This is a genomic window from Kitasatospora sp. NPDC058492 (assembly GCF_042720685.1).
In the GTDB taxonomy this organism is placed as follows: domain Bacteria; phylum Actinomycetota; class Actinomycetes; order Streptomycetales; family Streptomycetaceae; genus Kitasatospora.
The window spans coordinates 43,291-64,797 of record NZ_JBHXMU010000039.1 but is presented as its reverse complement, the minus strand read 5'-3'; the positions used below and the strand labels follow the sequence as shown (position 1 = coordinate 64,797).

The window sequence follows — 21,507 nt, the reverse complement described above, 5'->3', positions numbered from 1 at the left end:
GTCCGTTAGGGTGCGGACCGGCGGCCCGGCCACGCGGGCCGGCGCGAGGTGAGGGGGCGTCATGACGGACGGTACCGAAGGGGCGGGGGGCGAGGAGGGCATCCGGTGGCTCGCGGACGCCGGGCGCTCCGTCGACGGCGTCCTGTTCGCCCGGGGGATACCGCCGCAGGAGCTCGCCCGCCGGATGGGCGCCGATCCGGCCGCCGCGGCCGGGCCGCTCAGCGGCACCGAGGTGTGGGACCTCGACATCGAGGTGTTCCGCCCGAGCGACGACGGCGACGGCGTGATCCGGGTCGGCGAGTCCGGTGACTGGTCCTTCGCGGTCGAGTACGGCGACTCCACCGGCGGCGAACGGCTCACCGAGATAGCGCGCGACGGGGTCGAGGTGGTCCACTTCCGCCCGATGCCGGACCACCCGCCGGCGCTGCTCGACTACGCCCGCGACGGCGCCGTGCTGTGCGGGTTCGGCCTCGCCGAGGAGCGCTGGCGCTGGGGCCGGGAGCCCGACCTGCTGGTCCCCGAGCTGGTCGCCGCAGGCGTCCTGGAGCCCGACGGGATCACCCGCGGTCCCGGGGGCGAGCCGCCCGCGGCCGTCCGCCGCCGCACCCTCGGCGCGGTCGGGCGGCGGTTCGGGCTGAGCCTGCCCCGGGCCGTCCTCGGCGAACTGCGGCTGCCGACGTACGCGGTGCGGGGCAGGCCGGGGATGGATCCGCCGGGTCGTTGAGCCGGGGCCGGCCCCGGGCCCGCCCCGGCCGCGCGCTGGACGTTTTGGACGCCCCGGACGCGTGTTCAGTCGGAGCGTGGCCCGGTCCGGGCGGCCCGGGCCTCCAGGTAGCGCCGCTCGGCGAGGCTGGCGGTGGCCTTCGCGGCGCGCCGGTAGTGCTCGTGGGCGCCGGCCGGGTCGCCGGCCTTCTCCAGCAGGTGCGCCCGGACGGACAGCAGCCGGTGGTGCCCGGCCATCCGCCCGTCACCGTCCAGGGCGGACAGCAGGGCCAGCCCGGCGGCCGGGCCGTCGGTCTCGGCGAGCGCGATCGCCCGGTTGAGGGTGACCATCGGGTTGGGCGCGATCCGTTCCAGGATCAGGTAGAGGGCGTGCACCTGGGGCCAGTTGGTCTCCTCGGCGGTGGCCGCGTCGGCGTGCGTGGCCGCGATGGCGGCCTGCAACTGGTAGGGCCCCAGGGTCGGGCCGGCCAGCGCCGCCTCGGCCAGTCCGACGCCCTCGTCGATCAGCGCCCGGTCCCAGGCCTTGCGGTCCTGCTCGTCCAGCGGCACCAGGTCGCCGGCCGGGGTTGTCCGGGCCTCCCGGCGGGCGTGGGTCAGCAGCATCAGCGCGAGCAGCCCGGTCACCTCGTCGTCCCCGGGCAGCTGCGCGTGCACCGTCCTGGTCAACCGGATCGCCTCGCGCGCGAGGTCGGGGCGGTGCAACTCCGGTCCGGAGGTGGCGGTGTAGCCCTCGTTGAAGATCAGGTAGAGCACGTGCAGCACGACCCGCAGCCGTTCCTCGCGCTCCGCGCCGTCCGGCAGGGCGAACGAGCTGCCGGCGGCCCTGATGCGCTGCTTGGCCCGGCTGATCCTGGCCGCCATGGTGGCCTCCGGCACCAGGAACGCGCGGGCGATCTCGGCGGTGGTCAGACCGCCGACCGCCCGCAGCGTCAGGGCGGTCCGGGAGGCCGCGGTGAGCGTCGGATGGCAGCACAGGAACAGCAGGACGAGCGTGTCGTCGGTGTCCGGCACCTCCGGCGGCACCACCTCGGCGGCCGTTGCCGACTCCCGTTCGCGGCGCGCGCGGTCGCGGCGCAACTGGTCGATGAGCCGCCGGGCCGCGACGGTCACCAGCCAGCCGTGCGGATTGTCCGGCATCCCCTCGGACGGCCACTGCACGGTGGCGGCGAGAACGGCCTCCTGGACGGCGTCCTCGCACCCTTCGAACCGGCCGTACCGGCGAACCAAGGTGCCGAGGACCTGCGGCGTGAGCGCACGCAGCAGGTCCTCGAAGTCCGGTGCTGTCATGCCTCCAAGTGTCCGTCGGCGAACATCACCTGCCGCACCTCGACCCCCAGGCCCTCGATCGCGGTGTCCGGGATCCGCGCCGCCAGCGCGATCGCCCGCTCCTTGTCCTCGCAGTCGATCAGGTAGAAGCCGCCCAGGTACTCCTTGGCCTCCAGGAACGGGCCGTCGGTCACCACCGGCTGGCCGTTGCGCACGGTCACCACGGCGGCCTGGGTCGGATCGACCAGTGCCTGGGTGGTGATCAGCTCTCCGGACGCCTTCAGCGCCTCGATGAACTCGCCGTGGCCGTGGCCGATCGCCGCCTTCTCCTCGTCGGTCAGCGCGTCCATCACGGCCGGGTTGATGTGCAGGCTGATCAGGAACTTCATCTCGTGCTCCTCGTGGTTCGCGGGCCCGGCTGGGCTCCTCGACCGGTGGTCGGAGCCGTCGCCGCGGTCTTGACGTCCTCCGCCGGACGTTCGGAGGAATCTTCGCGGCCGCAGCGCCACCTCGCACCTCGCCCGCCTCGGGAGGGCCGGGGGCCGGGGAGCCCGCCCCGCTGTCACCCGGGAGTGTGATGGTCACGTCACATCGGGCGCCGCTACTGTGACCTGGTGGCGGAGCGTCACATGGAGCGGGTGGGCCGTCCCGGCCCGGTCCCGTCGGGAGGGGCAGTCATGAAAAGCACTCGTCGTGTGTTCGGAGCGGTGCTCGCGGCCGCCGCCCTGGCCGCCTGCGCCCCGTCGACGTCGCCCGCCGCGGCCTCGATCGCCGCGCCGGCCGCCTCGGGGTCCGAGGGAGCGAGGGGAGCCGCGCCGGCCGCGGTGGCGAGCGGGAAGACGGCCTGGACCGGCCAGTTCCGCGGTTACGGGACGGACCAGTGGAAGCACGCCTGGGGCGCGGCCGACCAGGGGACTTGGGGCGGTTCGGACTTGAGCGCGGTCGACGACGCGGCCGCTCCCGGGGGCGGCTCGGCGCTCCAGGTCATCTACGGGGCCGGGTCCTCCTCCAACCAGTGCGCAGACTGCCCGAACCCGGGCGGCGGACAGTTCTACACGGATCTGACCAGCCTGGGCCTGTCCGCCCTGGCCCAGGGCAAGACGCTGGACCTGAAGTACTCCCTCAAGTTCCCGGCCGGCCGGGACTGGGGCAAGGCGGGGAAGCTGCCCGGACTGTACGGCGGCAGGATCGGCGAGGAGTCGGGCGGCAACCACGGCGCGGGCTGGTCGACGCGCTACATGTGGCGCGGCGCCAAGGGCGTGCCGGACAACGGCGAGGTCTACCTCTACACCCCGACCAACTCCGGCCCGACCGGCTACGGGGTGGACGAGGGGCTCGGCGACTGGCGGTTCCAGGCCGACGGCGCGTGGCACAGCGTCGAGCAGCTGGTCGACCGCGGCACCGGGGACGTCACCGTCTGGTACGACGGCCGCCAGGTCTACGCGGCGCGCGGGGTGGCCTCGGGCATCGGCGGGATCCCCTTCGGTGGCGTGTTCTTCTCCACCTTCTACGGCGGCCACGACACCAGTTGGGGCCCGGCGAGCACCCAGCGTGCCTACTTCGCGGACTTCTCGCTGTCCTCCGGCGTCCAGCACTGACCCGTCAGCCGACCGTCACCGTCACGGTGAAGGCCCGCTGCCCGGGTGGGCAGGCCAGCGCCTCGCCGCAGGTGGTGCGGTGGGCGGAGAGGCGGGCCGTGCCGGGGGAGGCGGCGAGGAAGCCGGCGGTGACCCGGCCGCAGCCGCCGCCCGGCCGGCAGGAGGGGGCGGGGGTGGTCGCGGTGGCGGTCGGACGCAGCGTCCGCGGGCTGTCGCCGGCGGCCGGGGACCAGTAGGTGCTGTGCAGCTCGACCCGGACGACGGTGCCGGGTGCCACCCGTACGGTCGTGCCGTCGGCGTGCTCGTCGAGCACCAGGGCGGTCGGGGCGGGCGGGCCCGGTGCGGCGGGGCCGGTGTTCGACGAGCAGCCGGCCGCCAGGGCGAGCAGGGCGGCTGCCGCGAGCGTTCGCACCGTCACGGCTCTCCTCCTTCACAGGGCGCGGGGTGCGGTGCCGCTGGGGCGCGGTGTCCTTGGGACGCGGTGCCGCCGGGGCGGGCCGTGGTGGCCCGCCCCGGCGGCGTCAGGGGCGTGGACGGGCGGCCGTCAGGAGACGGTCACGTCGTCGTAGTAGGTGTAGGTCGGGTCGCCCGGGTAGTTGTCGTCCACGTTGGTGAGGGTGAGCGTGTAGCTGTGCCCCGGGGTGACGGTGCCGGAGGCGGACTTCCAGCCGAGGCCGCTGGTGCAGGTCTTGGCGAGCACCGTGGTCGTGGTGTTGGTGGTGTTGTCCTTGAGCGTGGCGGTCGCCCAGTCGTAGGTGACGGTGTCCGGGCAGGTGACGTCGTACCAGAAGACGACCTTGCTGCTGCCGGTCGGGGCGGTGAAGGTCTGGCTGGCCGTGGACGTGGTGGTGGGGCCGGTGGAGCCGAGCATGGCGCCGTAGCCGCCGGTGTGCTTGGCGGCGCTGGAGGCGGCGGCGCTGCCGGTGGAGGTCCAGCCGCTCAGGGTGCCGGTCTCGAAGCCGCCGTTGGTGAGGCCGCCGCCGCCCGCGGAGGTGACGGTCCAGCCGAAGGCGGCGGAGCCGGAGGCGCCGGTGGCGTCCTTGGCGGTGACCGTGACGTTCGCCGTGCCGGCGGTGGTCGGGGTGCCGCTGATCAGGCCGGAGGCGGAGATGGACAGGCCGGCCGGCAGGCCGCTCGCCGTGTAGGTGAGGGTCTGGCCGGAGGCGCTGTCGGTCGCCGCGATCTGCAGGCTGACGGCCTTGCCGGTGGTGCCGGTCTGGGCGCCCGGGTTGGTGACGGTGACGGTGTTGCCGGTCGTGCCGCCGACGATCGGGTGGGACATCTCGCAGCCGCCCGCACCGCTGTTGAAGTCGTTCGCCCAGGTCGACTGCATGGCGAAGCTGCCGGTGGTGAAGCCGACGTTCGCCGAGGCGCCCTGGCCGCTGCTGACCCAGGCGCACTTGTCGCCGTTCTCGGCGCCGCTGCTGTCGGTCCAGCCGCCGGCCGGGTTCTGGTCGGTGATGGTCTCGGCGTACTCGTGGCCCTCGACGATGGTGACGCCGTCCAGGGTGCCGGCCGTCCCCGCGTTGACGAAGCCCTGGCCGCAGCCGGAGCCCGCGTCGGTCACGTACGGCAGGTTGGTGAAGGCGAGTTCGCCGTACGGGGAGGAGACGGCGCCGCCGGTGAGCGTGGTGTCGCCGGTGTAGTCGTGCCAGGCGCAGAAGTTGCCGGACGCGGTGTTGAAGCCGTCGGGGGTGGTGCCGGTGGGGGAGACGACGACGTACTGGTCGTTCCGGTTGGCCGCGGCCGTGGTGTTGCCGAAGTGGCCGGACGCCTTGACCGCCTCGGCGCCGATCTGGTTGCCGGTCGCGGAGGCGGGCGCCGCGGCGGAGGTGTCCACCCAGACGCCGGCGAGCGCGCCGCCGGTGGGGTAGGCGACGTGCGCGGAGTTGCTCGGGCAGGTCTGGGAGCCGGCGGCGACGCCCTCGCAGTACTGCGTCATGACGCCGGACCAGAGTTCGTTGCCCGCGCCGATGCCCTTGAACAGCTGCTGGAGGCGGGGGGCCATGCCCTTGGCGTCGCCGCTGAGCGTGGTGTTGCCGTTGGCGTCGGTGCCGGAGCTGCCCCACTGGGAGCCCCAGAACACCAGGTAGACGTGCTCCGGTCCGGTGGTCACGCCGATGCTCGGACTGCCCGCCCCGCCACCGTAGTTGAGGTTGTTGGCGGAGGTGGCGTTCGGTGCGGCCTGGTGGCCGCGCAGCGGGACGGCGCCGTGCCGGTACGGGTGGTTCGCCGACGCCGCGGGGTGCGCGGCGTCGTCGGGCTGCGCCTGGGCGGGTGCCGCGGTGAAGCCGGCCGCCGCGAGGGCGAGCGCGGCGACGCCGGTGAGCGCCGCCCGTCCGGCGAGACGGAACGTGGGGGTTCGGCCCATGTGAGGGTTGCCTCTCTCATGCCGACCGCCCGGGCACCGGTGGGTGACGGGTGGTCGCGAAGGACAGGGAGAGGCCGGAGGCGGTGGAACGCCTGGATGACCCGCCGCACAACGGATCACCGGGGGGAAACAGGCCCGCCTCGGCCGCCGAGAAGCAAAGCAGCCGCCGGAGAACGGGGTCAACGAGCCTGACGGTAAAGTGAGTTGCCTTGATTCCCGCGTAATGGAAAAGCCCCCAGGCGGAGGGGGCGGCGGTTCGGATTCTCCGAGCCCGCACACTGTATGCGGGTTTCCGTTAACCGTATGAACAGCCTTGGCCCAAAACAGATTTGATGGTGAGAAACAGGTAAGACATTAGCCGCCGGGCAGGCGCGCACGCAAGCGTGAGCCTCCGACGTGTGGAGACCGCCTCCCTGGTATTGGGAAGGCGGTCTTCGGTATCACCAGGGGGGGCTGGCGAAACGTCAGTGTTTATTGATGAAGCCGGTTCAGGCCATGAGTGCGGCGTTGCGCAGCCGGGCGGCGGAGCGGGCCAGGAAGAACGCCGCGAGCAGGGCGGGGCAGAAGCCCACCACGCAGGCGGCGAGGACGGCTGTCGCGGTCAGGCCGAACGGGGACACGACGGCGGCGGCGATGCCGGCCAGCGGAGTGACCAGGACGGGGGAGAACAGCAGCAGGGCTGCCAGCCGCTTCTCCCGGCGGCTCCACTGCGTGGACCGCCAGACCCTGCTGGCGGCGATGACGGCGGCGGCCAGCGCGAGCGGGGGCCCGATGACCGGGACGAACGACAGTGGCACCGGCAGCACCGCGAAGACCAGGGTGCGGATGGTGCGGCCGCGGCTCTCCGGCTCCGGCCGGGCGCCGCCCTCCTCGTCGAGCGCGGCGTCGGCGATCTGCCGGGGGCTGCCCAGCTGCTCCAGGACCCGCCGGACGGCGGCCTCGTCGGCGGGGTCGCACTCGGCGAGCGAGACCTCGATGTGCTCGCGCAGGTCCGCGAGCAGTTCGCGGCGGCGCGGCTCGGGCAGCGGAGCGGTGTACCGGGCGACCGCGGCCAGGTGGGCGCGGACCAGGGGGTGCTCGATGGAGTTGTTCACGGGTTCTCTCCCGGGGCCAGGACGTGGTCGACGGTTTCGCGGAAGGCGGGCCACAGCGTGGTGAACTCCTCCAGTGCGCTGCGGCCGGTGTCGGTGAGGGTGTAGTACCGGCGGGACGGGCCGCTGGCCGAGTCGCGCAGGAAGGTGTCGGCGAGGCCGGCCCGGCGAAGCCGGGACAGCAGGGGGTAGATGGTGCCCTGGCTGGTCGCCAGCATCGGGAACCGGCCGAGTTCCTGCAGCAGCTCCACCCCGTACCGGGGGCCGTCCCGCAGCAGTGCCAGGACGCAGTACTCCAGCACGCCCTTGCGCAGCTGCGTCGCCACCGGTCCGTCGGCCGTACCGGCGTCGCCGTCGTGGTGTGTGATGCCAGGTACCATGTGATGCAAGATAGCATGCGACGCCAGGTAGTGGGAGATCCGGACGAGTGCCGCAGGAGCGACCTCACCCGGACGGCGGGTGGCAGCCGGACCGGCGTACGCCCCTCCACCGGGCCTTCCACCAGGCGCGGTCGCCCCACCACCCCTAGGGTCTGTGGTGCGCTGACCGTGCCGTCCGCCGGGGCGCGCCCGGCAACCCGAGAGGTGGACCGCTCCATGCACACCGTCGTCCGCGGCGCCGGCGCCTTCGGCCTGGCCGCGCTGCTGCTCGCCTCCGCCGCCGGCTGCCAGGGCGACGCCCGCTCCGCCGTCGAGCCCGCGCCGACCTCCCCGGCCTCCCCGGCCGGCTCGCCCGGCTCACCCGCCGCGTCCGCGACCGGACTCGCGGCCCAGCATCTCGACTGGCAGGCCTGCCCGGCCCCCAGCCCCGCGCAGGGCAGCGGCACCGCGCCCGCCGGTGACTGGCAGTGCGCCACCCTCAAGGCGCCGCTGGACCACGGCAAGCCGGACGGCGAGACCATCGACCTGGCCATGATCCGGAGCCGGGCCAAGGACGAGCAGCACCGGATCGGCTCGCTGCTGTTCAACTTCGGCGGCCCCGGCGCCTCCGGCGTCGCCACGCTGCCCGCCCTCGCCGCCGACTACGCCTCCCTCAACGCCCGCTACGACCTGGTGAGTTTCGACCCCCGCGGGGTCGGCGCCAGCGCCGGGGTGAGCTGCCTGGACGACAAGGCGATGGACGTCAGCCTGGCAATCGACAACACCCCCGGGACCCCCGACGCGGTGAAGGCGCTGGACACCAGCAACGCGCAGTTCACCGCCGCCTGCGAGCACAACTCCGGTCCGGTGCTGCCCTACGTGGACACCGAGAGCGCCGCCCGCGACCTCGACCTGATGCGGCAGGTGCTCGGCGACCAGAAGCTCTTCTACTTCGGCATCAGCTACGGCACCCAGCTCGGCGGCGTCTACGCGCACCTGTTCCCGCAGGAGGTCGGCCGGATCGTCCTGGACTCGGTCGTCGACCCGACGAAGGACCCGCAGCAGTCCGCGCTCGGCCAGGCCAAGGGCTTCCAGCTCGCCTTCGACAACTTCATGAAGGCCTGCGCCGCCGAGGAGGCCGCCGTCTGCCCGACGGGTGCCGGCGGCGTCGAGGGCACGGCGGCGGTCACGGCGCTGCTGCAGAAGCTGGAGCAGTCCCCGCTGCCCACCACCAGCGGGCGGCAGCTCACCGAGACCCTGGCCGTCACCGGCATCGCCGCCGCCCTGTACAGCGAGGAGACCTGGCCCGTCCTGGCCGCCGGGCTCACCGAGGCGATGCAGCAGGGCACCGGCAACACACTGCTCCAGCTCTCCGACGCGATGTTCGGGCGCGACCCACAGGGGCGCTACACCAACCTGAGCGCCGCCAACCGGGCGATCAACTGCGTGGACGCCCGACAGCGCTACTCCGACCAGGACGTCGAACAGCAGCTGCCGCAGTTCCGCGACGCCTCCCCGGTGTTCGGCCCCTACTCCGCCTGGGGCCTGACGAGCTGCACCGGCTGGCCGGTGCCGGGCAAGGCCGACCACCCGGACGTCTCGGCCGCCGGCGCGGCCCCGATCGTGGTGGTCGGCACCACCGGCGACCCGGCCACCCCGGTCGAGGGCGCCCACGCGATGGCGCAGCAGCTCGGTCCGGGCGTCGGCGTCAACGTCACCCTCCAGGGCGAGGGTCACGGCGGCTACAACACCGGCGACCCGTGCCTGAAGCAGGCCGTGGACGCCTACCTGCTGGACGGCACCGTGCCGTCCGACGGGAAGACCTGCAGCTGAGAAGTGGCCCACCGCAATGGTGATCGATTGGCCCTGGAAAGCGGTCCACTCGGCGTCTAGGCTCTTCACCGTGACCACCAAAGTCGATTTCTACTTCGATCCGATCTGCCCGTTCGCCTGGATCACCTCCCGGTGGATCCGTGAGGTCGAGCGCCACCGCGAGCTCGACCTCACCTTCCGGGTGATGAGCCTGTCCGTCCTCAACGAGGGCCGCACCGACCTGCCCGAGCGCTACCAGCGCCTGATGACCACCGGCTGGGGCCCCGTCCGGGTCTGCATCGCCGCCGCCGAACAGCACGGCGAGCACGTGCTGCGCGACCTGTACACCGAACTCGGCACCCGCCTGCACGACCAGGACCGGCCCGCCGACGACGCCGTCATCCGGGAGGCCCTGGTCGCGGCCGGACTGCCGGAGGAGCTCGCCGCCGCGGCCGACAGCACGGCGTACGACGTCGTGCTGCGCAAGAGCCACCACGAGGGCATGGACCCGGTCGGCGAGGAGGTCGGCACGCCGACCATCCACGTCGACGGCGTCGCCTTCTTCGGCCCGGTGCTGAGCGCCATCCCGCGCGGCGAGGACGCCGTCCGGGTCTTCGACGGGGTGCGGCTGCTGGCCGGCTACCCGAACTTCTTCGAGCTCAAGCGGACCCGGACCGGCTCGCTCGACTTCTCCTGACGGCGCCGCCGGCCCCCGCGCCGGGGCCGGCCGGTCCGTCCTGGACCTCCCGTCCGGGCCCTTCTCGCCCCACCATGGAGGGGGAAGGCCCGGCGGCGGAGAGGTGGTGGGCGCGGATGATCACCCGAATCCGGCTGCGCGCCGCCCGCCACCCCGCGACCCCGCCGCCCCCGGGCGGGGGCCCAGAGCGGCCCCGCACCCCCGGCGGCCCGCCGCCGCCCAAGCCGCCCCCGCCCGCGATGCGCCGCTGGCTGCTGCCCGTCGCCGTCCTGGTGACCCTGCTGCTGCTCATCCTGTTCTCGCGCTCCGGCTCGACCGGCGCCAACTACGGCTACACCGACTTCCTCAACCGGGTCGGCGCCGGCCAGGTGCAGACCGTGGACATCACCGACACCGGCGGGGTCACCGGCACCCTCAAGGACGGCACGCACTTCACCAGCCAGATCCCGACCGCCCTGGACACCTCCCAGCTCAGCGGCGAGCTGGCCGGCCAGCACGTCGACATCACCGCCAGCCACAGCGGCGGCAGCTCGGTCTGGTCCACGCTGCTGCTGTTCCTGCCGCTGCTGCTCTTCGGCGGGCTGTTCCTCTGGTCCGGCCGGATGGCCGCCCGCTCGCTCGGCGGCGGCCTGAGCGCCATCGGCCGCTCCCGCGCCAAGATCATCGAGGCCGAGCGGCCCGCCACCCGCTTCGCCGACGTCGCCGGGTACGAGGGCGTCAAGCAGGAGGTCAGCGAGGTGGTCGACTTCCTGCGCAGCCCCGAACGCTACGCCGCCGCCGGCGCCAAGGGCCCGCGCGGGGTGATCATGGTCGGCCCGCCCGGTACCGGGAAGACCCTGCTCGCCCGGGCCGTCGCCGGAGAGGCCGAGGTGCCCTTCCTCTCCGTGACCGGCTCCGGCTTCGTCGAGATGTTCGTCGGCGTCGGCGCCTCCCGCGTCCGCGACCTCTTCGACGAGGCCCGCAAACGCGCGCCGTCCATCATCTTCATCGACGAGATCGACGCCGTCGGCGGCCGCCGCGCGGGCGGCACCCGGCTCGGCGGCAACGACGAACGCGAACAGACCCTCAACCAGCTGCTCTCCGAGATGGACGGCTTCGACCCGACCACCGGCATCGTCGTCATCGCCGCCACCAACCGCCCGGACGCCCTCGACCCGGCCCTGCTGCGCCCCGGCCGGTTCGACCGCCAGGTCACCGTCCCGCTGCCCAACCAGGCGGAACGGGCCGCGATCCTCGCCGTCCACGTCCGCGGCAAGACCCTCGCCCCCGATGCCGACCTGAACCGCATCGCCCGCGGCACACCCGGCTTCTCCGGCGCCGACCTCGCCAACCTGGTCAACGAGGCCGCCATCAACGCCGTCCGCGCCGACCGCGCCACCCTCACCGCCGACGACCTCGACACCGCCCGCGACCGCGTCCTGCTCGGCCGCCGGGACTCCTCCAACGCGCTGCTGCCCGAGGAGCGCCACGCCGTCGCCGTCCACGAGTCCGGGCACGCCCTGACCGCCGCGCTGTGCGAACACGCCGACCCCGTCGCCAAGGTGACCATCCTCCCGGCCGGCGTCTCCCTCGGCGCGACCGAACAACTCCCCGAAGCGGAACGCCACCTGTACACCGAGGGCTACCTGATCGACCTGATCACCGTCCAGCTCGGCGGGCGGGCGGCCGAGCTGGTGGTCTTCGGGGAGGGCTCCACCGGCGCCGCCAACGACCTCGCCCACGCCACCGGTGTCGCCACCCGGATGGTCCGCGAATTCGGCCTCTCCCCGGAACTCGGTCCGGTCGGCTACTCCAGCGGCTCCCCGAACTACCTCGGCGACGGCCCCGAGGACCTGTTCCGCCGCCCGTACTCCGAGCAGACCCAGCGTGCCGTCGACGAGGCGGTGGCCCGCCTGCTGCGCCGCGCCGAACGCCGCGCCGTCGACCTGCTCCGCGAACACCGCCACCACCTCGACGAACTGGCCGCCCTGCTGGTCGCCCAGGAGACCGTCGACGGCGCCGTCGTCCTCGACATCCTGCGGCACCCCGCGTAGGCGCTCGCCCCGGCCCGCCGCAGCACCGCCACCACCTCGTCGAACGCGCGGAACCCGCTGGTAGCGTCCAGGGCGGGCACCCACCGTGTCACCTTCACCCGGGAGTCGATATGACCGAACCCCTGTCCGCCGACCTCCAGCGGGAGATCGCCCGCACCCTGCGGGTGGCCCCCGTCCCCAGCCCCGAGCAGGAGGCGAAGCGCCGGGCCGACTTCCTCGCCGACCAGCTCCGGGCGGCCGGCGCCCGCACGCTGGTGCTCGGCATCAGCGGCGGCGTCGACTCCACCACCGCCGGGCGGCTCTGCCAGCTCGCCGTCGACCGGCTGCGCGCCGCCGGACACCAGGCCGAGTTCTGCGCCATGCGGCTGCCCTACGGCACCCAGGCGGACGAGGCGGACGCCCGCCGCGCACTCGACTTCATCCGGCCGGACCGGACCCTGACCGTCGACATCAGGCCCGCGACCGACGCCGCCCTCGACGCGCTGACGTCCGCCGGCCTCACCTTCGCCGACCGCTCCCACGAGGACTTCGTCCGCGGCAACGTCAAGGCCCGCCAGCGGATGGTGGCCCAGTACGCGGTCGCGGGCGCCACCGGCGGCCTGGTCGTCGGCACCGACCACGCCGCCGAGGCGGCCGTCGGCTTCTTCACCAAGTACGGTGACGGCGCCGCCGACGTGATGCCGCTGGACGGGCTGACGAAGCGTCAGGTCCGCTCCCTGGCCGAGGCCTTGGGGGCCCCGGCGGACCTCGTCCACAAGACCCCCACCGCCGACCTGGAGACCCTCGCCCCCGGCCGCCCCGACGAGGACGCCCTCGGCGTCCCCTACGAGGCCCTGGACGACTTCCTGGAGGAGCGGCCGGTGAGCGAGGACGTCTTCCGCACCGTCCTCGGCCACTACCGCCGCACCGAGCACAAGCGCCGCCCGCCCGTCACCCCGGCGTAGCAGCCGAACCGGCCTGACGGTGCGCGGTGCGCGCACCGTCGGAGCGGCGGGCCCTACTGCGCCGCGATCCAGTCCGTGACCAGCGTGTCCAGCACTCCCAGCGGCAGGCTGCCGTGCCCGATCAGCTCGTGGTGGAACTCCCGGATGTCGAACCGGCCGCCCAGCGCCGCCTGGGCGCGCTCGCGGTGCCGGACGATCTCCCGGCGGCCGATCAGGTACGCGGTCGCCTGGCCCGGCCAGGCCAGGTAGCGGTCGATCTCGTTGCGGACGTTGGCCTCGGTGGTGGCCGTGTTGTCCCGCATGAAGGCGATCGCCCGCTCCCGGGACCAGCCGTAGTGGTGCAGACCGGTGTCCACGACCAGGCGCACGGCCCGCAGCGCGTCGAGCGACAGCATGCCGAAGCGGGAGAGGTCCGAGCTGTACAGCCCCATCTCGTCCGCGAGCCGCTCGGTGTACAGGCCCCAGCCCTCGACGTGGGCGGTCAGCTGGCCGCTCGGCCGGCGCCGGAACTCCGGCAGGTGGTGCAGCGTCTGGGCGACGGCGATCTGCAGGTGGTGCCCGGGCACGCTCTCGTGGAAGGCGATCGCCTCGTACTCGTACCTGAACCTGGTCTGCGGGCGCAGCGTGTTGATCCAGTGGGTGCCGGGCAGGCCGCCCGGGCCCGGCGGCTGGTAGTAGGCCAGCGGCCCGGTCTCCGCCTCGATCGGGTCGATCTCCCGGGTCACGCAGTCGGCGATCGGGTAGGCCCGGAAGTAGTCGGCCGAGGCGCGGCGGGCGCGCTCCAGCGCCCCGTCGACCAGGGTGATGATCTCCTCGGCGCTGCCGAAGCGCAGCGCGTGGTCCTCCCGCAGCGCGGCCAGCACGGCGTCGGGGTCGGTGATGCCGAGCACCCTGCCGCCCAGCTCGGCGAACTCCTCGCGCAGCCCCGCCAGGGTGTCCAGGCCGATCCGGTGGACCTCCTCCGGGGTGAGCCCGGGCCGGGTGTAGCGGGTGACGGCGTCGGCGTAGCCCTCGGTGCCGCCGGGCACGTGGCAGACCCCGGCCCGGTCGTCCGGCCGGGCGTCCGCGGCCAGCCGCTGGGCCAGGCCGGCCCGGTAGCGGGCCACGGCCGGGCGCACGCCGTCGCGGACGATCACCCGGCCCCGGTCGAACTCCGGGCGGCCCTGCAGCGCGCGCAGCAGCTGGTCGTCGTCCGGGTTGGCGACCAGGTAGGCGTCGAGCTGGTCGAGGGCGGCGTCGACGCCGCTGCGCAGCGGCGTGCGGCCCTCGGCGGCGGCGTCCAGGTGGAGCTGCAGGGCGGCGTCGAAGTAGCCCGGCAGGCCGGCCAGCCGCTCCAGGTAGGCGTCGGCGCCCTCCTGGTCGACGGAGGTCATGGCGAGCGAGGTGAAGGCCTCGTTCTGCGGTGCGGTGATGGTCGCCGAGATGCTGAAGTCGCCCAGTCCGTGGGTGATCCGGCCGGTGCCGTTGTCGATCAGCCGCCCGAGCACGCGGTGGGTGACCAGGTCCTCGCCGGCCAGCGCGTCCACCGGGATCGCGGCCAGTCGCGCCCCGAAGCCCGCCAGCGCGTCCCGGTGGCGCAGCGCGGCCGCGCGGGACGGGTCGGGCACCTCGTGGGCGTAGCCCTCGACCCCGCTCAGCGTCGCGTCGAACGGGGCGTGGGCGTTCTCGGCGGCGAAGTACTCCTCGGCCAGGGCGGCGAGCGCGGCGGGTTCGTCGTGGTGCGGCTGGTCGGTCATGGGCGCTCCCCGGTCCGGTGTGGTCAGAGTGACGAGGGTTGCCTGGGCGCCCCGGTGGCGCCGATTATTCGGAGTCGGTGGCGGCGCGGTCAATATGCGGCGCGGGGAAAGGGGTTCTCCCCGGCGCCCGGTGGCACCGCCGCCGACGCCCCGTCAGCGGTAGCCCTCCGGCGCGGCCGGCTTGCCCGCGTCCTGCACCTCGACCAGGTAGCGCCAGCAGTCCGGCCGGCTGCCGTCGCGGTCGGTGAAGCCGTACTCCAGGGCCAGCTGCCCGCTGGACACCGACCCGCCGTTCCAGCGGGAGACCTCGGGGTCGGTGGCGAGGGCGGCGACCGCCCGGCCGACGAAGTACGGGCTCTCGGAGATGCCGAAGTGCGGCTCCCGGGCCAGGGCGTCGCGCCAGTTCTCCTCGGTGACGCCGAAGTGCTCCAGCATGATCTCCGAGCGCATCCAGCCGGGGGTGAGCGCCAGGGCGGTGGCGCCGCGCGGGCCCAGCTCGTGGCCGAGCGCGAAGGCCATCCGCAGCACGGAGGCCTTGGCGAGGTCGTAGAAGAACGAGTTCCGGTAGGTGTCGCGGTTGTACTCGGCGGTGCCGTCGGTCATCTCGACGACCAGGCCGCCCGGGCGGCGCAGCAGCAGCGGGAGGGCGTGGTGGCTGGTGACGGCGTGCGTCTCCACCGCGAGGCGGAGCAGCCGCAGGCCGTCGTCCAGGTCGTGCTCCCAGACCGGGACGTTCCAGCCGAACAGGTTCTCGCCGCCCCAGATGTCGTTGACCAGGACGTCCAGCCGGCCCTGCTCGGCGTCGATCCGTTGCACCAGGGCGGCCACCTGGGACGGGACCAGGTGGTCGGTCGGCACTGCGATGCCCCGGCCGCCGGCCGCGGTGACCAGGTCCGCGGTGTCCTCGATGGTCTCCGGCCGGTCGTACTCCGAGCGCTGCTCGCGGGTGCTTCGCCCGGTGACGTACACCGTCGCCCCGGCGGCGCCCAGCTCCACCGCGATGCCCCGCCCGGCGCCCCGGGTCGCCCCCGCGACCAGGGCGATCCGACCGTCCAGCGCCCCTGCTGCCCGTGCCGCCCCTGCTGCCTGTGCCATCCGCAAGCTCCCTGTCCGCATGTCCGCCGACGACTGTGCCGACGCCCGTGGAACGGACGTCGGCACCAGCCTTGCGCAGGGGTCTGACAATCGGGCCCGGCCGGCGGCCGGAGCGCGCGGGTCAGCCGGCCTTGGCGGCCTTGGCAGCCTTGGCGGCAAGCGCCGCGGCGTCCTTCTCCTGCTTCTCCTTGATCCGGACGGCCTCCTTGCGGACGTCCACCTGGTTGGCGCGCTCGTGCTGCAGCCAGAGCGGGTTCTCGGCCTTGACGGCCTCGATCTGCTCGGTGGTGAGCGCCTCGGTCACGCCGCCGCGGGCCAGGCCGGCGATGGAGACGCCGAGCTTGGCGGCGACCACCGGGCGAGGGTGCGGGCCGTTCTGGCGCAGCTCCTGGAGCCACTGCGGCGGGTCGGCCTGAAGCGCGCTGAGCTCCTCGCGGGAGACCACACCCTCCTGGAAGCCGGTCGGCGCCGCGTCGAGGTAGATCCCCAGCTTCTTGGCGGCGGTGGCCGGCTTCATGGTCTGGCTGGTCTTCTGCTTGAGCGATGTCATGGTGACAAGGGTAAGGGAGTGCGCGGGCGCTCCCGGTCACGGTCGGTAGCCTTGCCCTGTGACAGACATGCAGGTGAACCCGTCCTTCCGGCTCGCGTACGTCCCGGGCGTGACCCCCGGCAAATGGGTCCGGGTGTGGTCCGAGCGGCTCCCGGACGTGCGGCTCGACCTCCTCGCCGTCCCGGCCGGGGACGGCGAGGGGACGCTGCGCGAGGGCACCGCGGACGCCGGGCTCGTCCGGCTGCCCGTCGACCGGGACGTGCTCAGCGCGATCCCGCTCTACGCCGAGACCACCGTCGTGGTCTTCCCCAAGGACCACTGGCTCGCGGCCGCCGAGGAGGTCGCGCTCGGCGACCTCGCCGAGGAGGTGGTGTTCCACCCGCTCGACGACACCCTCGGCTGGCCGGGCGCGCTGCCCGGCCAGCCGGCGATCGAGCGCCCGGCCAGCACCGCCGACGCCATCGAGCTGGTCGCGGCCAACGTCGGCGTGCTGCTGGTGCCGCAGTCGCTGGCCCGGCTGCACCACCGCAAGGACCTCACCTTCCGGCCGGTCGCCGAGGCGCCGCAGTCCCAGGTGGCGCTCGCCTGGCCGGAGGACCGCACGACGGAGCTGGTCGAGGAGTTCATCGGCATCGTCCGGGGCCGCACGGTCAACAGCTCGCGCGGGCGCGGCGCCCAGCCGGCGGCCGAGCCCCAGAAGGCCGCGGCGCCGCGCAAGTCCCAGCCGCAGAAGGGCGGCCAGCAGAAGTCCGGCCAGCAGAAGTCCGGTCAGCAGAAGGGCGGCCAGCAGAAGGGCCGGCCGAAGCCCGCGGCGGGCGGCCGGGGTGCGGCCGCGGCCAAGCGCGGCAAGCCGAAGCGCCGCTCGTAGGGCGTGTCCGGCCGGGGACCCGGGTTCGTCCGGGTGCTGGCCGGGGCCCGGCGGGGCGCGTACCGTCGGGCCCGGGCGCCGCCCGCCCCGTCCGGCCGAGGGGTTGAAGGAGCGGGGCCATGTGGCACGACCTGGTGATCGTCCAGATTCCGATCGTGGAGAAGATCCTCCGCACGATCGCGGTCTACGCGCTGATCCTGATCCTGTTCCGGATCGCGGGGAAGCGCGGGCTGGCGGGCCTGAACACCTTCGACATGGTGGTCATCTTCCTGCTGTCCAACGTGGTGCAGAACGCGATCATCGGCAATGACAACAGCCTGCTCGGCGGCGCCATCGGTGCGGTCACCCTGATCGCGGTGAACGCCGCCGTCACCCGCTGGCTGGCCCACGACCCGCGTGCCGCCCGGCTGTTGGAGGGCACCCCGACCACCGTGGTGCGCGACGGCAAGCTCGTCCCGGGCGCGCTGCGCGGGCTGGCGCTGCGCGCGTCCGAGATCGAGCACGCCGTCCGCGTCCAGAACGGCGACACCATCCGCGACGTCGCGGTCGGGCGGCTGGAGCCCGACGGCCAGCTGGTGATCACCCTCAAGCCCGCCGAGCAGAGCGCCACCCGCGGCGACGTCGAGGACCTGCAGCGCCGGCTGGAGGCCATCGAGCGGCTGCTCACCACCCTGGCGGCCGACCGGCGAAGCGAAGGCTGACCCGGCGGCCACCCCAGAGGTCTGGGATGGGAACGGCCGCACCCGGCCCGGCAGGATTGGCGTAGACCACTTCCGTCCACACTCGCCGGGCCTCCGTCCGGCCGGAGGATCGAATGCTGCGCAGACTCTCCTGGATCCCGGCCCTGACGGCCGTCCTGCTCGCCCTGGTGGCCGGGCCGGCGGCCGGGACGGCATCCGCCGCGACCGAACGCGAATTCCTCCAGGGCTACGGGCAGTTGGTGCCGCTGCCGGCTCCGGTGACGCCGGCGCAGCAGTGCGTCGAGCGGCGGCTGTTCCTGGACGCCGGCACGTACGCCTGGAGCTTCGGCACGCCGGGCGGCAACGTGCCGTCTCAGGACGTCCAGCTCTCCTCGGGCTGGTTCCGTTGGACGATCTGCGTGTACCCGCGGGCGTCCGTCTACGGCGCGACCACCTGGCTCGACCCGGAGACCCCCGGCCAGCCGCACCTGGAGCGGACCACCAGCTTCGACGTCACCTTCGCCTACACCTACACGTGGGAGTCCATGCTCTACCGCTGGCAGGGCATCCCCCGCCCGCCGCGCACCATGTGACGAATCGTCAGGCGCGGCTCCCGCCCGCCGCCGGCGCGGGGCGGGAGCCCCGGTCACCAGGCCCGGCGGGCGAGGGTGGCCGTGAAGGGGCGGGGGGACAGCGAGGAGCTGCGGGCGGGGCGGACCGGGCGGCCGGGGGTGGGGGTGACGGTCCAGCGGGCCGCGATGGTGGCGATGGCGAGGGCGGCCTCGGTGGTGCCGAACGCGTCGCCGATGCAGCGGCGGGCGCCGAGGCCGAAGGGGGCGTAGATACCGGGGGAGGGGCGGGTGATGGTGAGCCAGCGGTCGGGGTCGAAGCGGGCGGGGCAGGCGAAGACGTCGGCGCGGCGGTGCAGCAGGTACGGGCTGAACAGGATGGTCGCGCCGGCCGGGACGCGGTGGCCGCCGAGTTCGGCGTCGGCGGTGGCGACGCGGCTGAGGATCCACACCGGCGGGTAGAGCCGCAGCGTCTCGGTGACCACCCTGGCGGTGAGCGGCAGGGCGGGCAGGTCCTCGTGGCGGGCGGGGCGGCCGTCGAGCACGGTGTCCAGTTCGGCGTGCAGGCGGTCGCGGATGGCCGGGTGGGCGGCGAGCAGGGTCCAGGCCCAGGAGAGGGTGGCGGCGGTGGTCTCCATGCCGGCGAGCAGGAAGGTGACCACCTGGTCGTGGATCTCGGCGTCGGTGAGCCCCCGCCCGTCCTCGTCGCGGGCGCTGAGCAGCGTGGACAGCAGGTCGTTGTGGTCGGTGCCGGCGGCGCGGTAGTCGGCGATCAGCCGCCGGGTGACCTCCTTCAGGTCCTGTTGGGCGCGGCGGAAGCGGCGGTTGCCCGGGGTGGGGATGCGGTCGGTTCCGGGCAGCGGCATCATGACGCGCCGGCCGACGCCGCGGGTGATGACGTCCATGCTGTCGTGGACGGGCAGCGAGCCGGCCCGCTCGTGGGCGGCGAACAGGCAGCGGGCGGTCACCGCGGTGGTGAGGCGGTACATCGCGGCGGGGACGTCGACCACGTCGCCGTCGCTCCAGGAGGCGGTGGTGCCGGCGATCTCCTCGGCCATCATCGCGGCGTAGCCGGGCAGCCGGTCGCGGTGGAACGCGGGTTGCAGCATGCGGCGTTGGCGCCGGTGCGCGGCGGCCGGGCAGGTGGCCAGGCCGTCGCCGAAGACCTCGCGGGCCTTGTCGAGGACGAGCCCGCCCTTGTCGTAGGTGCGGTCCTCGGTGAGCAGTTGGCGGACCAGCTCGGGGTGGCAGGCGACGTACGCGTCCAGCGGGCCGAGCCGCAGCCGGACGAGGTCGCCGTGGGCGGGCAGGCCGGCGACGAACTCCAGCGGCCGGCGGACGAACGCGGGGACGTGGCCGAGCAGGGGGAGGGCGCCGGGGGCGGTGGCCGAGGTGTACTGGGTGGGCACGGGCGTCACCTTGGGGTGGGGGGTGGACCGGATCGGTTCGTGATCCGGCCTTTCCCCGGGGCCGTCGGCGAAACGATCTCCGACCGGCGGGTGGGGTGAACGCGGGGGCGCATGCCGAACGCCCGTGCGCCGTCGGGGTTCGGCGGCGGGCGCCGGGGGTGGGGTATCCCCGGCGCCCGCCCCGCGCCTACACTGCGAACTCTTGCGCGACTACCGGTCAGTAGGGATTGGGGAGTTCGGATGACCGACGAGCGGGCCCACGGGTTCACCGACGACGCCCTCGGCGCGCACGACGCCGTGGCCCTGGCCGCCCTCGTCCGCGCCGGCGAGGTGGCCCCCGCCGAACTGGCCGCGGCCGCCGCCGCCCGCGCCGCCCGGGTCGACCGGACGCTCACCCCCGTCGCCCACCCGTCCTACGACCGGCCCCGGCTCGGCCCGGACGGCACCGACGGCCCGCTGTACGGCGTCCCCACCTTCCTCAAGGACAACGTCGACCTGCGCGGCCTGCCGACCGGCATGGGCAGCGAGGCCTTCCAGGCCCGCCCGGCCCGGCGCAACTCCCGCTTCACCGACCAGTTCCTCGCCACCGGCCTGGCCGTCCTCGGCAAGACCCGGCTGCCCGAGTTCGGCCTCAACGCCTCCACCGAGTTCGCCACCGCCCAGCCGGTGCGCAACCCGTGGAAGCCCTCGCACTCGGCCGGCGCCTCCTCCGGCGGCTCGGCCGCGCTGGTCGCCGCCGGAGTGGTGCCGATCGCGCACGCCAACGACGGCGGCGGATCGATCCGCATCCCGGCCGCCTGCTGCGGACTGGTCGGACTCAAGCCCACCCGGGGCCGCCTGGTCACCAACGCCCAGGGCGGCAAACTGCCGATCGACCTCGTCACCGACGGCGTGCTCACCCGCTCCGTCCGCGACACCGCCGCCTTCTACGCCGCCGCCGAGCGCCACCACCGCAACCCCGCGCTGCCCCCGCTCGGACTGGTCGAAGGCCCGGGGCGGCGCCGGCTGCGCATCGGACTGGTCGTGGACTCGCCGCTCGCCGGCACCGACGAGCCCACCCGCACCGCCGTCGAGCAGACCGCCGCCCGGCTGGCCGCACTGGGCCACCACGTCGAGGAGACCACCCTGCCGTTCGGCGAGGAGTTCTCCCGCGACTTCGTCCTCTACTGGGGCTACATCGCCTTCGCCATCGCGGTCAGCGGCCGGCTGATGCTGGACCGCAGCTTCCGGATCAACCGGCTCGACGGCCTGACCACCGGGCTGCGCCGGCTCTACCAGCGGGAGTTCCTGCACACCCCGGCCGTGCTGCGCCGGCTGCGCGGCGCCGAAGCCGCGTACGCGGGCCTCTTCCGCACCCACGACGTGATCCTCTCGCCGGTCCTCGCGCACGCCGCCCCGCCGATCGGCCACCTCAGCCCGAACGTGGCCTTCGACGAGCTGATCGAGCGCCTCCAGCGCTACGTGGCCTTCACCCCGGTCAACAACGTGACCGGCGGCCCCGGCATCGCCCTGCCCACCGGCGCCGCGCCGAGCGGCCTGCCGATCGGCGTGCACCTCTCGGCCGCGCACGGGCAGGAGCGGCTGCTGCTGGAGCTGGCCTTCGAGCTGGAGGCGGACCGGCCCTGGCGGCGGATCCAGGACTGACCGGGCCTGCGGCGGGACTGGCCCGGCCTTCGACGGGGCGGATGCCCGAGCGGCCGCTCCAG

At 74.2% G+C, this 21,507-nt stretch carries 20 protein-coding genes; 10 read left to right on the top strand and 10 right to left on the bottom strand.

Going from position 1 to position 21,507, the window contains the following annotated elements:
• Positions 1–61 precede the first annotated feature (61 nt).
• The gene (locus tag ACFWPI_RS24620; RefSeq protein WP_380371888.1) at positions 62–724 is read left to right on the top strand and encodes a DUF6461 domain-containing protein; all 663 of its coding nucleotides are present in this window, start codon (positions 62–64) and stop codon (positions 722–724) included.
• 65 nt (positions 725–789) lie between these two features.
• Here the strand turns inward: ACFWPI_RS24620 and ACFWPI_RS24615 are convergent, their stop codons facing one another.
• Both ACFWPI_RS24615 and ACFWPI_RS24610 read right to left on the bottom strand, forming a co-directional pair.
• A complete protein-coding gene (locus ACFWPI_RS24615) occupies positions 790–2,010 on the bottom strand; it encodes an RNA polymerase sigma factor (protein WP_380371886.1) in 1,221 nt (406 codons plus the stop codon).
• On the bottom strand, positions 2,007–2,378 hold the full coding sequence (locus ACFWPI_RS24610; protein ID WP_380371883.1) for a YciI family protein: 372 nt from the start codon (positions 2,376–2,378) through the stop codon (positions 2,007–2,009). The genes ACFWPI_RS24615 and ACFWPI_RS24610 overlap by 4 nt, the downstream gene beginning before the upstream one ends.
• Positions 2,379–2,666: 288 nt before the next feature.
• On the opposite strand from ACFWPI_RS24610, the gene ACFWPI_RS24605 reads away from it, so the two are divergent.
• Positions 2,667–3,587, top strand: coding sequence for a polysaccharide lyase (locus tag ACFWPI_RS24605; protein WP_380371880.1), 921 nt, complete (start codon positions 2,667–2,669; stop codon positions 3,585–3,587).
• A 4-nt stretch (positions 3,588–3,591) separates the two neighbouring features.
• Here ACFWPI_RS24605 and ACFWPI_RS24600 read toward each other — a convergent pair whose 3' ends face one another.
• The 4 genes from ACFWPI_RS24600 to ACFWPI_RS24585 form a co-directional block, all read right to left on the bottom strand.
• Positions 3,592–4,005, bottom strand: a complete 414-nt coding sequence (locus ACFWPI_RS24600) for a hypothetical protein (RefSeq protein WP_380371877.1) — start codon at positions 4,003–4,005, stop codon at positions 3,592–3,594.
• A gap of 126 nt (positions 4,006–4,131) precedes the next feature.
• Positions 4,132–5,958 carry an Ig domain-containing protein gene (locus tag ACFWPI_RS24595; RefSeq protein ID WP_380371874.1) on the bottom strand — a complete coding sequence of 609 codons (1,827 nt, stop codon included), beginning with the start codon at positions 5,956–5,958 and terminating at the stop codon, positions 4,132–4,134.
• A gap of 488 nt (positions 5,959–6,446) precedes the next feature.
• A complete protein-coding gene (locus ACFWPI_RS24590) occupies positions 6,447–7,052 on the bottom strand; it encodes an HAAS signaling domain-containing protein (protein WP_380371872.1) in 606 nt (201 codons plus the stop codon).
• Positions 7,049–7,429, bottom strand: coding sequence for a PadR family transcriptional regulator (locus tag ACFWPI_RS24585; RefSeq protein ID WP_363585803.1), 381 nt, complete (start codon positions 7,427–7,429; stop codon positions 7,049–7,051). The genes ACFWPI_RS24590 and ACFWPI_RS24585 overlap by 4 nt, the downstream gene beginning before the upstream one ends.
• A gap of 216 nt (positions 7,430–7,645) precedes the next feature.
• Here ACFWPI_RS24585 and ACFWPI_RS24580 point away from each other — a divergent pair, with 216 nt between their 5' ends.
• The 4 genes from ACFWPI_RS24580 (at position 7,646) to nadE (ending at position 12,894) form a co-directional block, all read left to right on the top strand.
• Positions 7,646–9,241 carry an alpha/beta fold hydrolase gene (locus ACFWPI_RS24580; protein ID WP_380371868.1) on the top strand — a complete coding sequence of 532 codons (1,596 nt, stop codon included), beginning with the start codon at positions 7,646–7,648 and terminating at the stop codon, positions 9,239–9,241.
• A gap of 16 nt (positions 9,242–9,257) precedes the next feature.
• On the top strand, positions 9,258–9,917 hold the full coding sequence (locus tag ACFWPI_RS24575; RefSeq protein ID WP_380371866.1) for a DsbA family protein: 660 nt from the start codon (positions 9,258–9,260) through the stop codon (positions 9,915–9,917).
• A gap of 116 nt (positions 9,918–10,033) precedes the next feature.
• Positions 10,034–11,950: an ATP-dependent zinc metalloprotease FtsH gene (gene ftsH / locus ACFWPI_RS24570; protein ID WP_380371863.1), complete on the top strand. Its 1,917-nt coding sequence runs from the start codon at positions 10,034–10,036 to the stop codon at positions 11,948–11,950.
• Positions 11,951–12,060: 110 nt separating this feature from the next.
• Positions 12,061–12,894: an ammonia-dependent NAD(+) synthetase gene (gene nadE, locus ACFWPI_RS24565; protein ID WP_063350387.1), complete on the top strand. Its 834-nt coding sequence runs from the start codon at positions 12,061–12,063 to the stop codon at positions 12,892–12,894.
• A 53-nt stretch (positions 12,895–12,947) separates the two neighbouring features.
• Here the strand turns inward: nadE and ACFWPI_RS24560 are convergent, their stop codons facing one another.
• The 3 genes from ACFWPI_RS24560 to ACFWPI_RS24550 all read right to left on the bottom strand — a co-directional run bounded on the left by ACFWPI_RS24560 (position 12,948) and on the right by ACFWPI_RS24550 (position 16,275).
• The gene (locus ACFWPI_RS24560) at positions 12,948–14,630 is read right to left on the bottom strand and encodes a DUF885 domain-containing protein (RefSeq protein WP_380371859.1); all 1,683 of its coding nucleotides are present in this window, start codon (positions 14,628–14,630) and stop codon (positions 12,948–12,950) included.
• Between the two features lie 153 nt (positions 14,631–14,783).
• Positions 14,784–15,725 carry an SDR family oxidoreductase gene (locus ACFWPI_RS24555; RefSeq protein WP_380371856.1) on the bottom strand — a complete coding sequence of 314 codons (942 nt, stop codon included), beginning with the start codon at positions 15,723–15,725 and terminating at the stop codon, positions 14,784–14,786.
• Between the two features lie 121 nt (positions 15,726–15,846).
• A complete protein-coding gene (locus ACFWPI_RS24550; RefSeq protein ID WP_363377117.1) occupies positions 15,847–16,275 on the bottom strand; it encodes a DUF5997 family protein in 429 nt (142 codons plus the stop codon).
• Between the two features lie 67 nt (positions 16,276–16,342).
• Between ACFWPI_RS24550 and ACFWPI_RS24545 the strand changes: the two genes are divergently transcribed.
• The 3 genes from ACFWPI_RS24545 (at position 16,343) to ACFWPI_RS24535 (ending at position 18,416) form a co-directional block, all read left to right on the top strand.
• Entirely contained in the window at positions 16,343–17,143 is an 801-nt protein-coding gene (locus tag ACFWPI_RS24545) for a LysR family substrate-binding domain-containing protein (RefSeq protein ID WP_380371940.1), read from the top strand.
• Positions 17,144–17,262: 119 nt separating this feature from the next.
• Positions 17,263–17,844 carry a DUF421 domain-containing protein gene (locus ACFWPI_RS24540; protein ID WP_380371853.1) on the top strand — a complete coding sequence of 194 codons (582 nt, stop codon included), beginning with the start codon at positions 17,263–17,265 and terminating at the stop codon, positions 17,842–17,844.
• A 113-nt stretch (positions 17,845–17,957) separates the two neighbouring features.
• A complete protein-coding gene (locus ACFWPI_RS24535) occupies positions 17,958–18,416 on the top strand; it encodes a hypothetical protein (protein WP_380371851.1) in 459 nt (152 codons plus the stop codon).
• A 53-nt stretch (positions 18,417–18,469) separates the two neighbouring features.
• Here the strand turns inward: ACFWPI_RS24535 and ACFWPI_RS24530 are convergent, their stop codons facing one another.
• A complete protein-coding gene (locus ACFWPI_RS24530) occupies positions 18,470–19,801 on the bottom strand; it encodes a cytochrome P450 (protein WP_380371848.1) in 1,332 nt (443 codons plus the stop codon).
• 240 nt (positions 19,802–20,041) lie between these two features.
• Between ACFWPI_RS24530 and ACFWPI_RS24525 the strand changes: the two genes are divergently transcribed.
• Complete coding sequence (locus ACFWPI_RS24525) at positions 20,042–21,445, top strand: amidase (protein ID WP_380371846.1); 1,404 nt, start codon at positions 20,042–20,044, stop codon at positions 21,443–21,445.
• Positions 21,446–21,507: the final 62 nt, after the last annotated feature.

What these genes read in the sequence shown, in the direction of transcription:
- ftsH (WP_380371863.1), top strand. Translation starts at nt 10,034, where the DNA reads ATGATCACCCGAATCCGGCTGCGCGCCGCCCGCCACCCCGCGACCCCG.
- ACFWPI_RS24620 (WP_380371888.1), top strand. Translation starts at nt 62, where the DNA reads ATGACGGACGGTACCGAAGGGGCGGGGGGCGAGGAGGGCATCCGGTGG.
- ACFWPI_RS24540 (WP_380371853.1), top strand. Translation starts at nt 17,263, where the DNA reads ATGTGGCACGACCTGGTGATCGTCCAGATTCCGATCGTGGAGAAGATC.
- ACFWPI_RS24610 (WP_380371883.1), bottom strand. Translation starts at nt 2,378, where the DNA reads ATGAAGTTCCTGATCAGCCTGCACATCAACCCGGCCGTGATGGACGCG.
- ACFWPI_RS24560 (WP_380371859.1), bottom strand. Translation starts at nt 14,630, where the DNA reads ATGACCGACCAGCCGCACCACGACGAACCCGCCGCGCTCGCCGCCCTG.
- ACFWPI_RS24615 (WP_380371886.1), bottom strand. Translation starts at nt 2,010, where the DNA reads ATGACAGCACCGGACTTCGAGGACCTGCTGCGTGCGCTCACGCCGCAG.
- ACFWPI_RS24580 (WP_380371868.1), top strand. Translation starts at nt 7,646, where the DNA reads ATGCACACCGTCGTCCGCGGCGCCGGCGCCTTCGGCCTGGCCGCGCTG.
- ACFWPI_RS24555 (WP_380371856.1), bottom strand. Translation starts at nt 15,725, where the DNA reads ATGGCACAGGCAGCAGGGGCGGCACGGGCAGCAGGGGCGCTGGACGGT.
- ACFWPI_RS24575 (WP_380371866.1), top strand. Translation starts at nt 9,258, where the DNA reads ATGGTGATCGATTGGCCCTGGAAAGCGGTCCACTCGGCGTCTAGGCTC.
- ACFWPI_RS24525 (WP_380371846.1), top strand. Translation starts at nt 20,042, where the DNA reads ATGACCGACGAGCGGGCCCACGGGTTCACCGACGACGCCCTCGGCGCG.
- ACFWPI_RS24605 (WP_380371880.1), top strand. Translation starts at nt 2,667, where the DNA reads ATGAAAAGCACTCGTCGTGTGTTCGGAGCGGTGCTCGCGGCCGCCGCC.
- ACFWPI_RS24585 (WP_363585803.1), bottom strand. Translation starts at nt 7,429, where the DNA reads ATGGTACCTGGCATCACACACCACGACGGCGACGCCGGTACGGCCGAC.
- nadE (WP_063350387.1), top strand. Translation starts at nt 12,061, where the DNA reads ATGACCGAACCCCTGTCCGCCGACCTCCAGCGGGAGATCGCCCGCACC.
- ACFWPI_RS24545 (WP_380371940.1), top strand. Translation starts at nt 16,343, where the DNA reads ATGCAGGTGAACCCGTCCTTCCGGCTCGCGTACGTCCCGGGCGTGACC.
- ACFWPI_RS24535 (WP_380371851.1), top strand. Translation starts at nt 17,958, where the DNA reads ATGCTGCGCAGACTCTCCTGGATCCCGGCCCTGACGGCCGTCCTGCTC.
- ACFWPI_RS24550 (WP_363377117.1), bottom strand. Translation starts at nt 16,275, where the DNA reads ATGACATCGCTCAAGCAGAAGACCAGCCAGACCATGAAGCCGGCCACC.
- ACFWPI_RS24595 (WP_380371874.1), bottom strand. Translation starts at nt 5,958, where the DNA reads ATGGGCCGAACCCCCACGTTCCGTCTCGCCGGACGGGCGGCGCTCACC.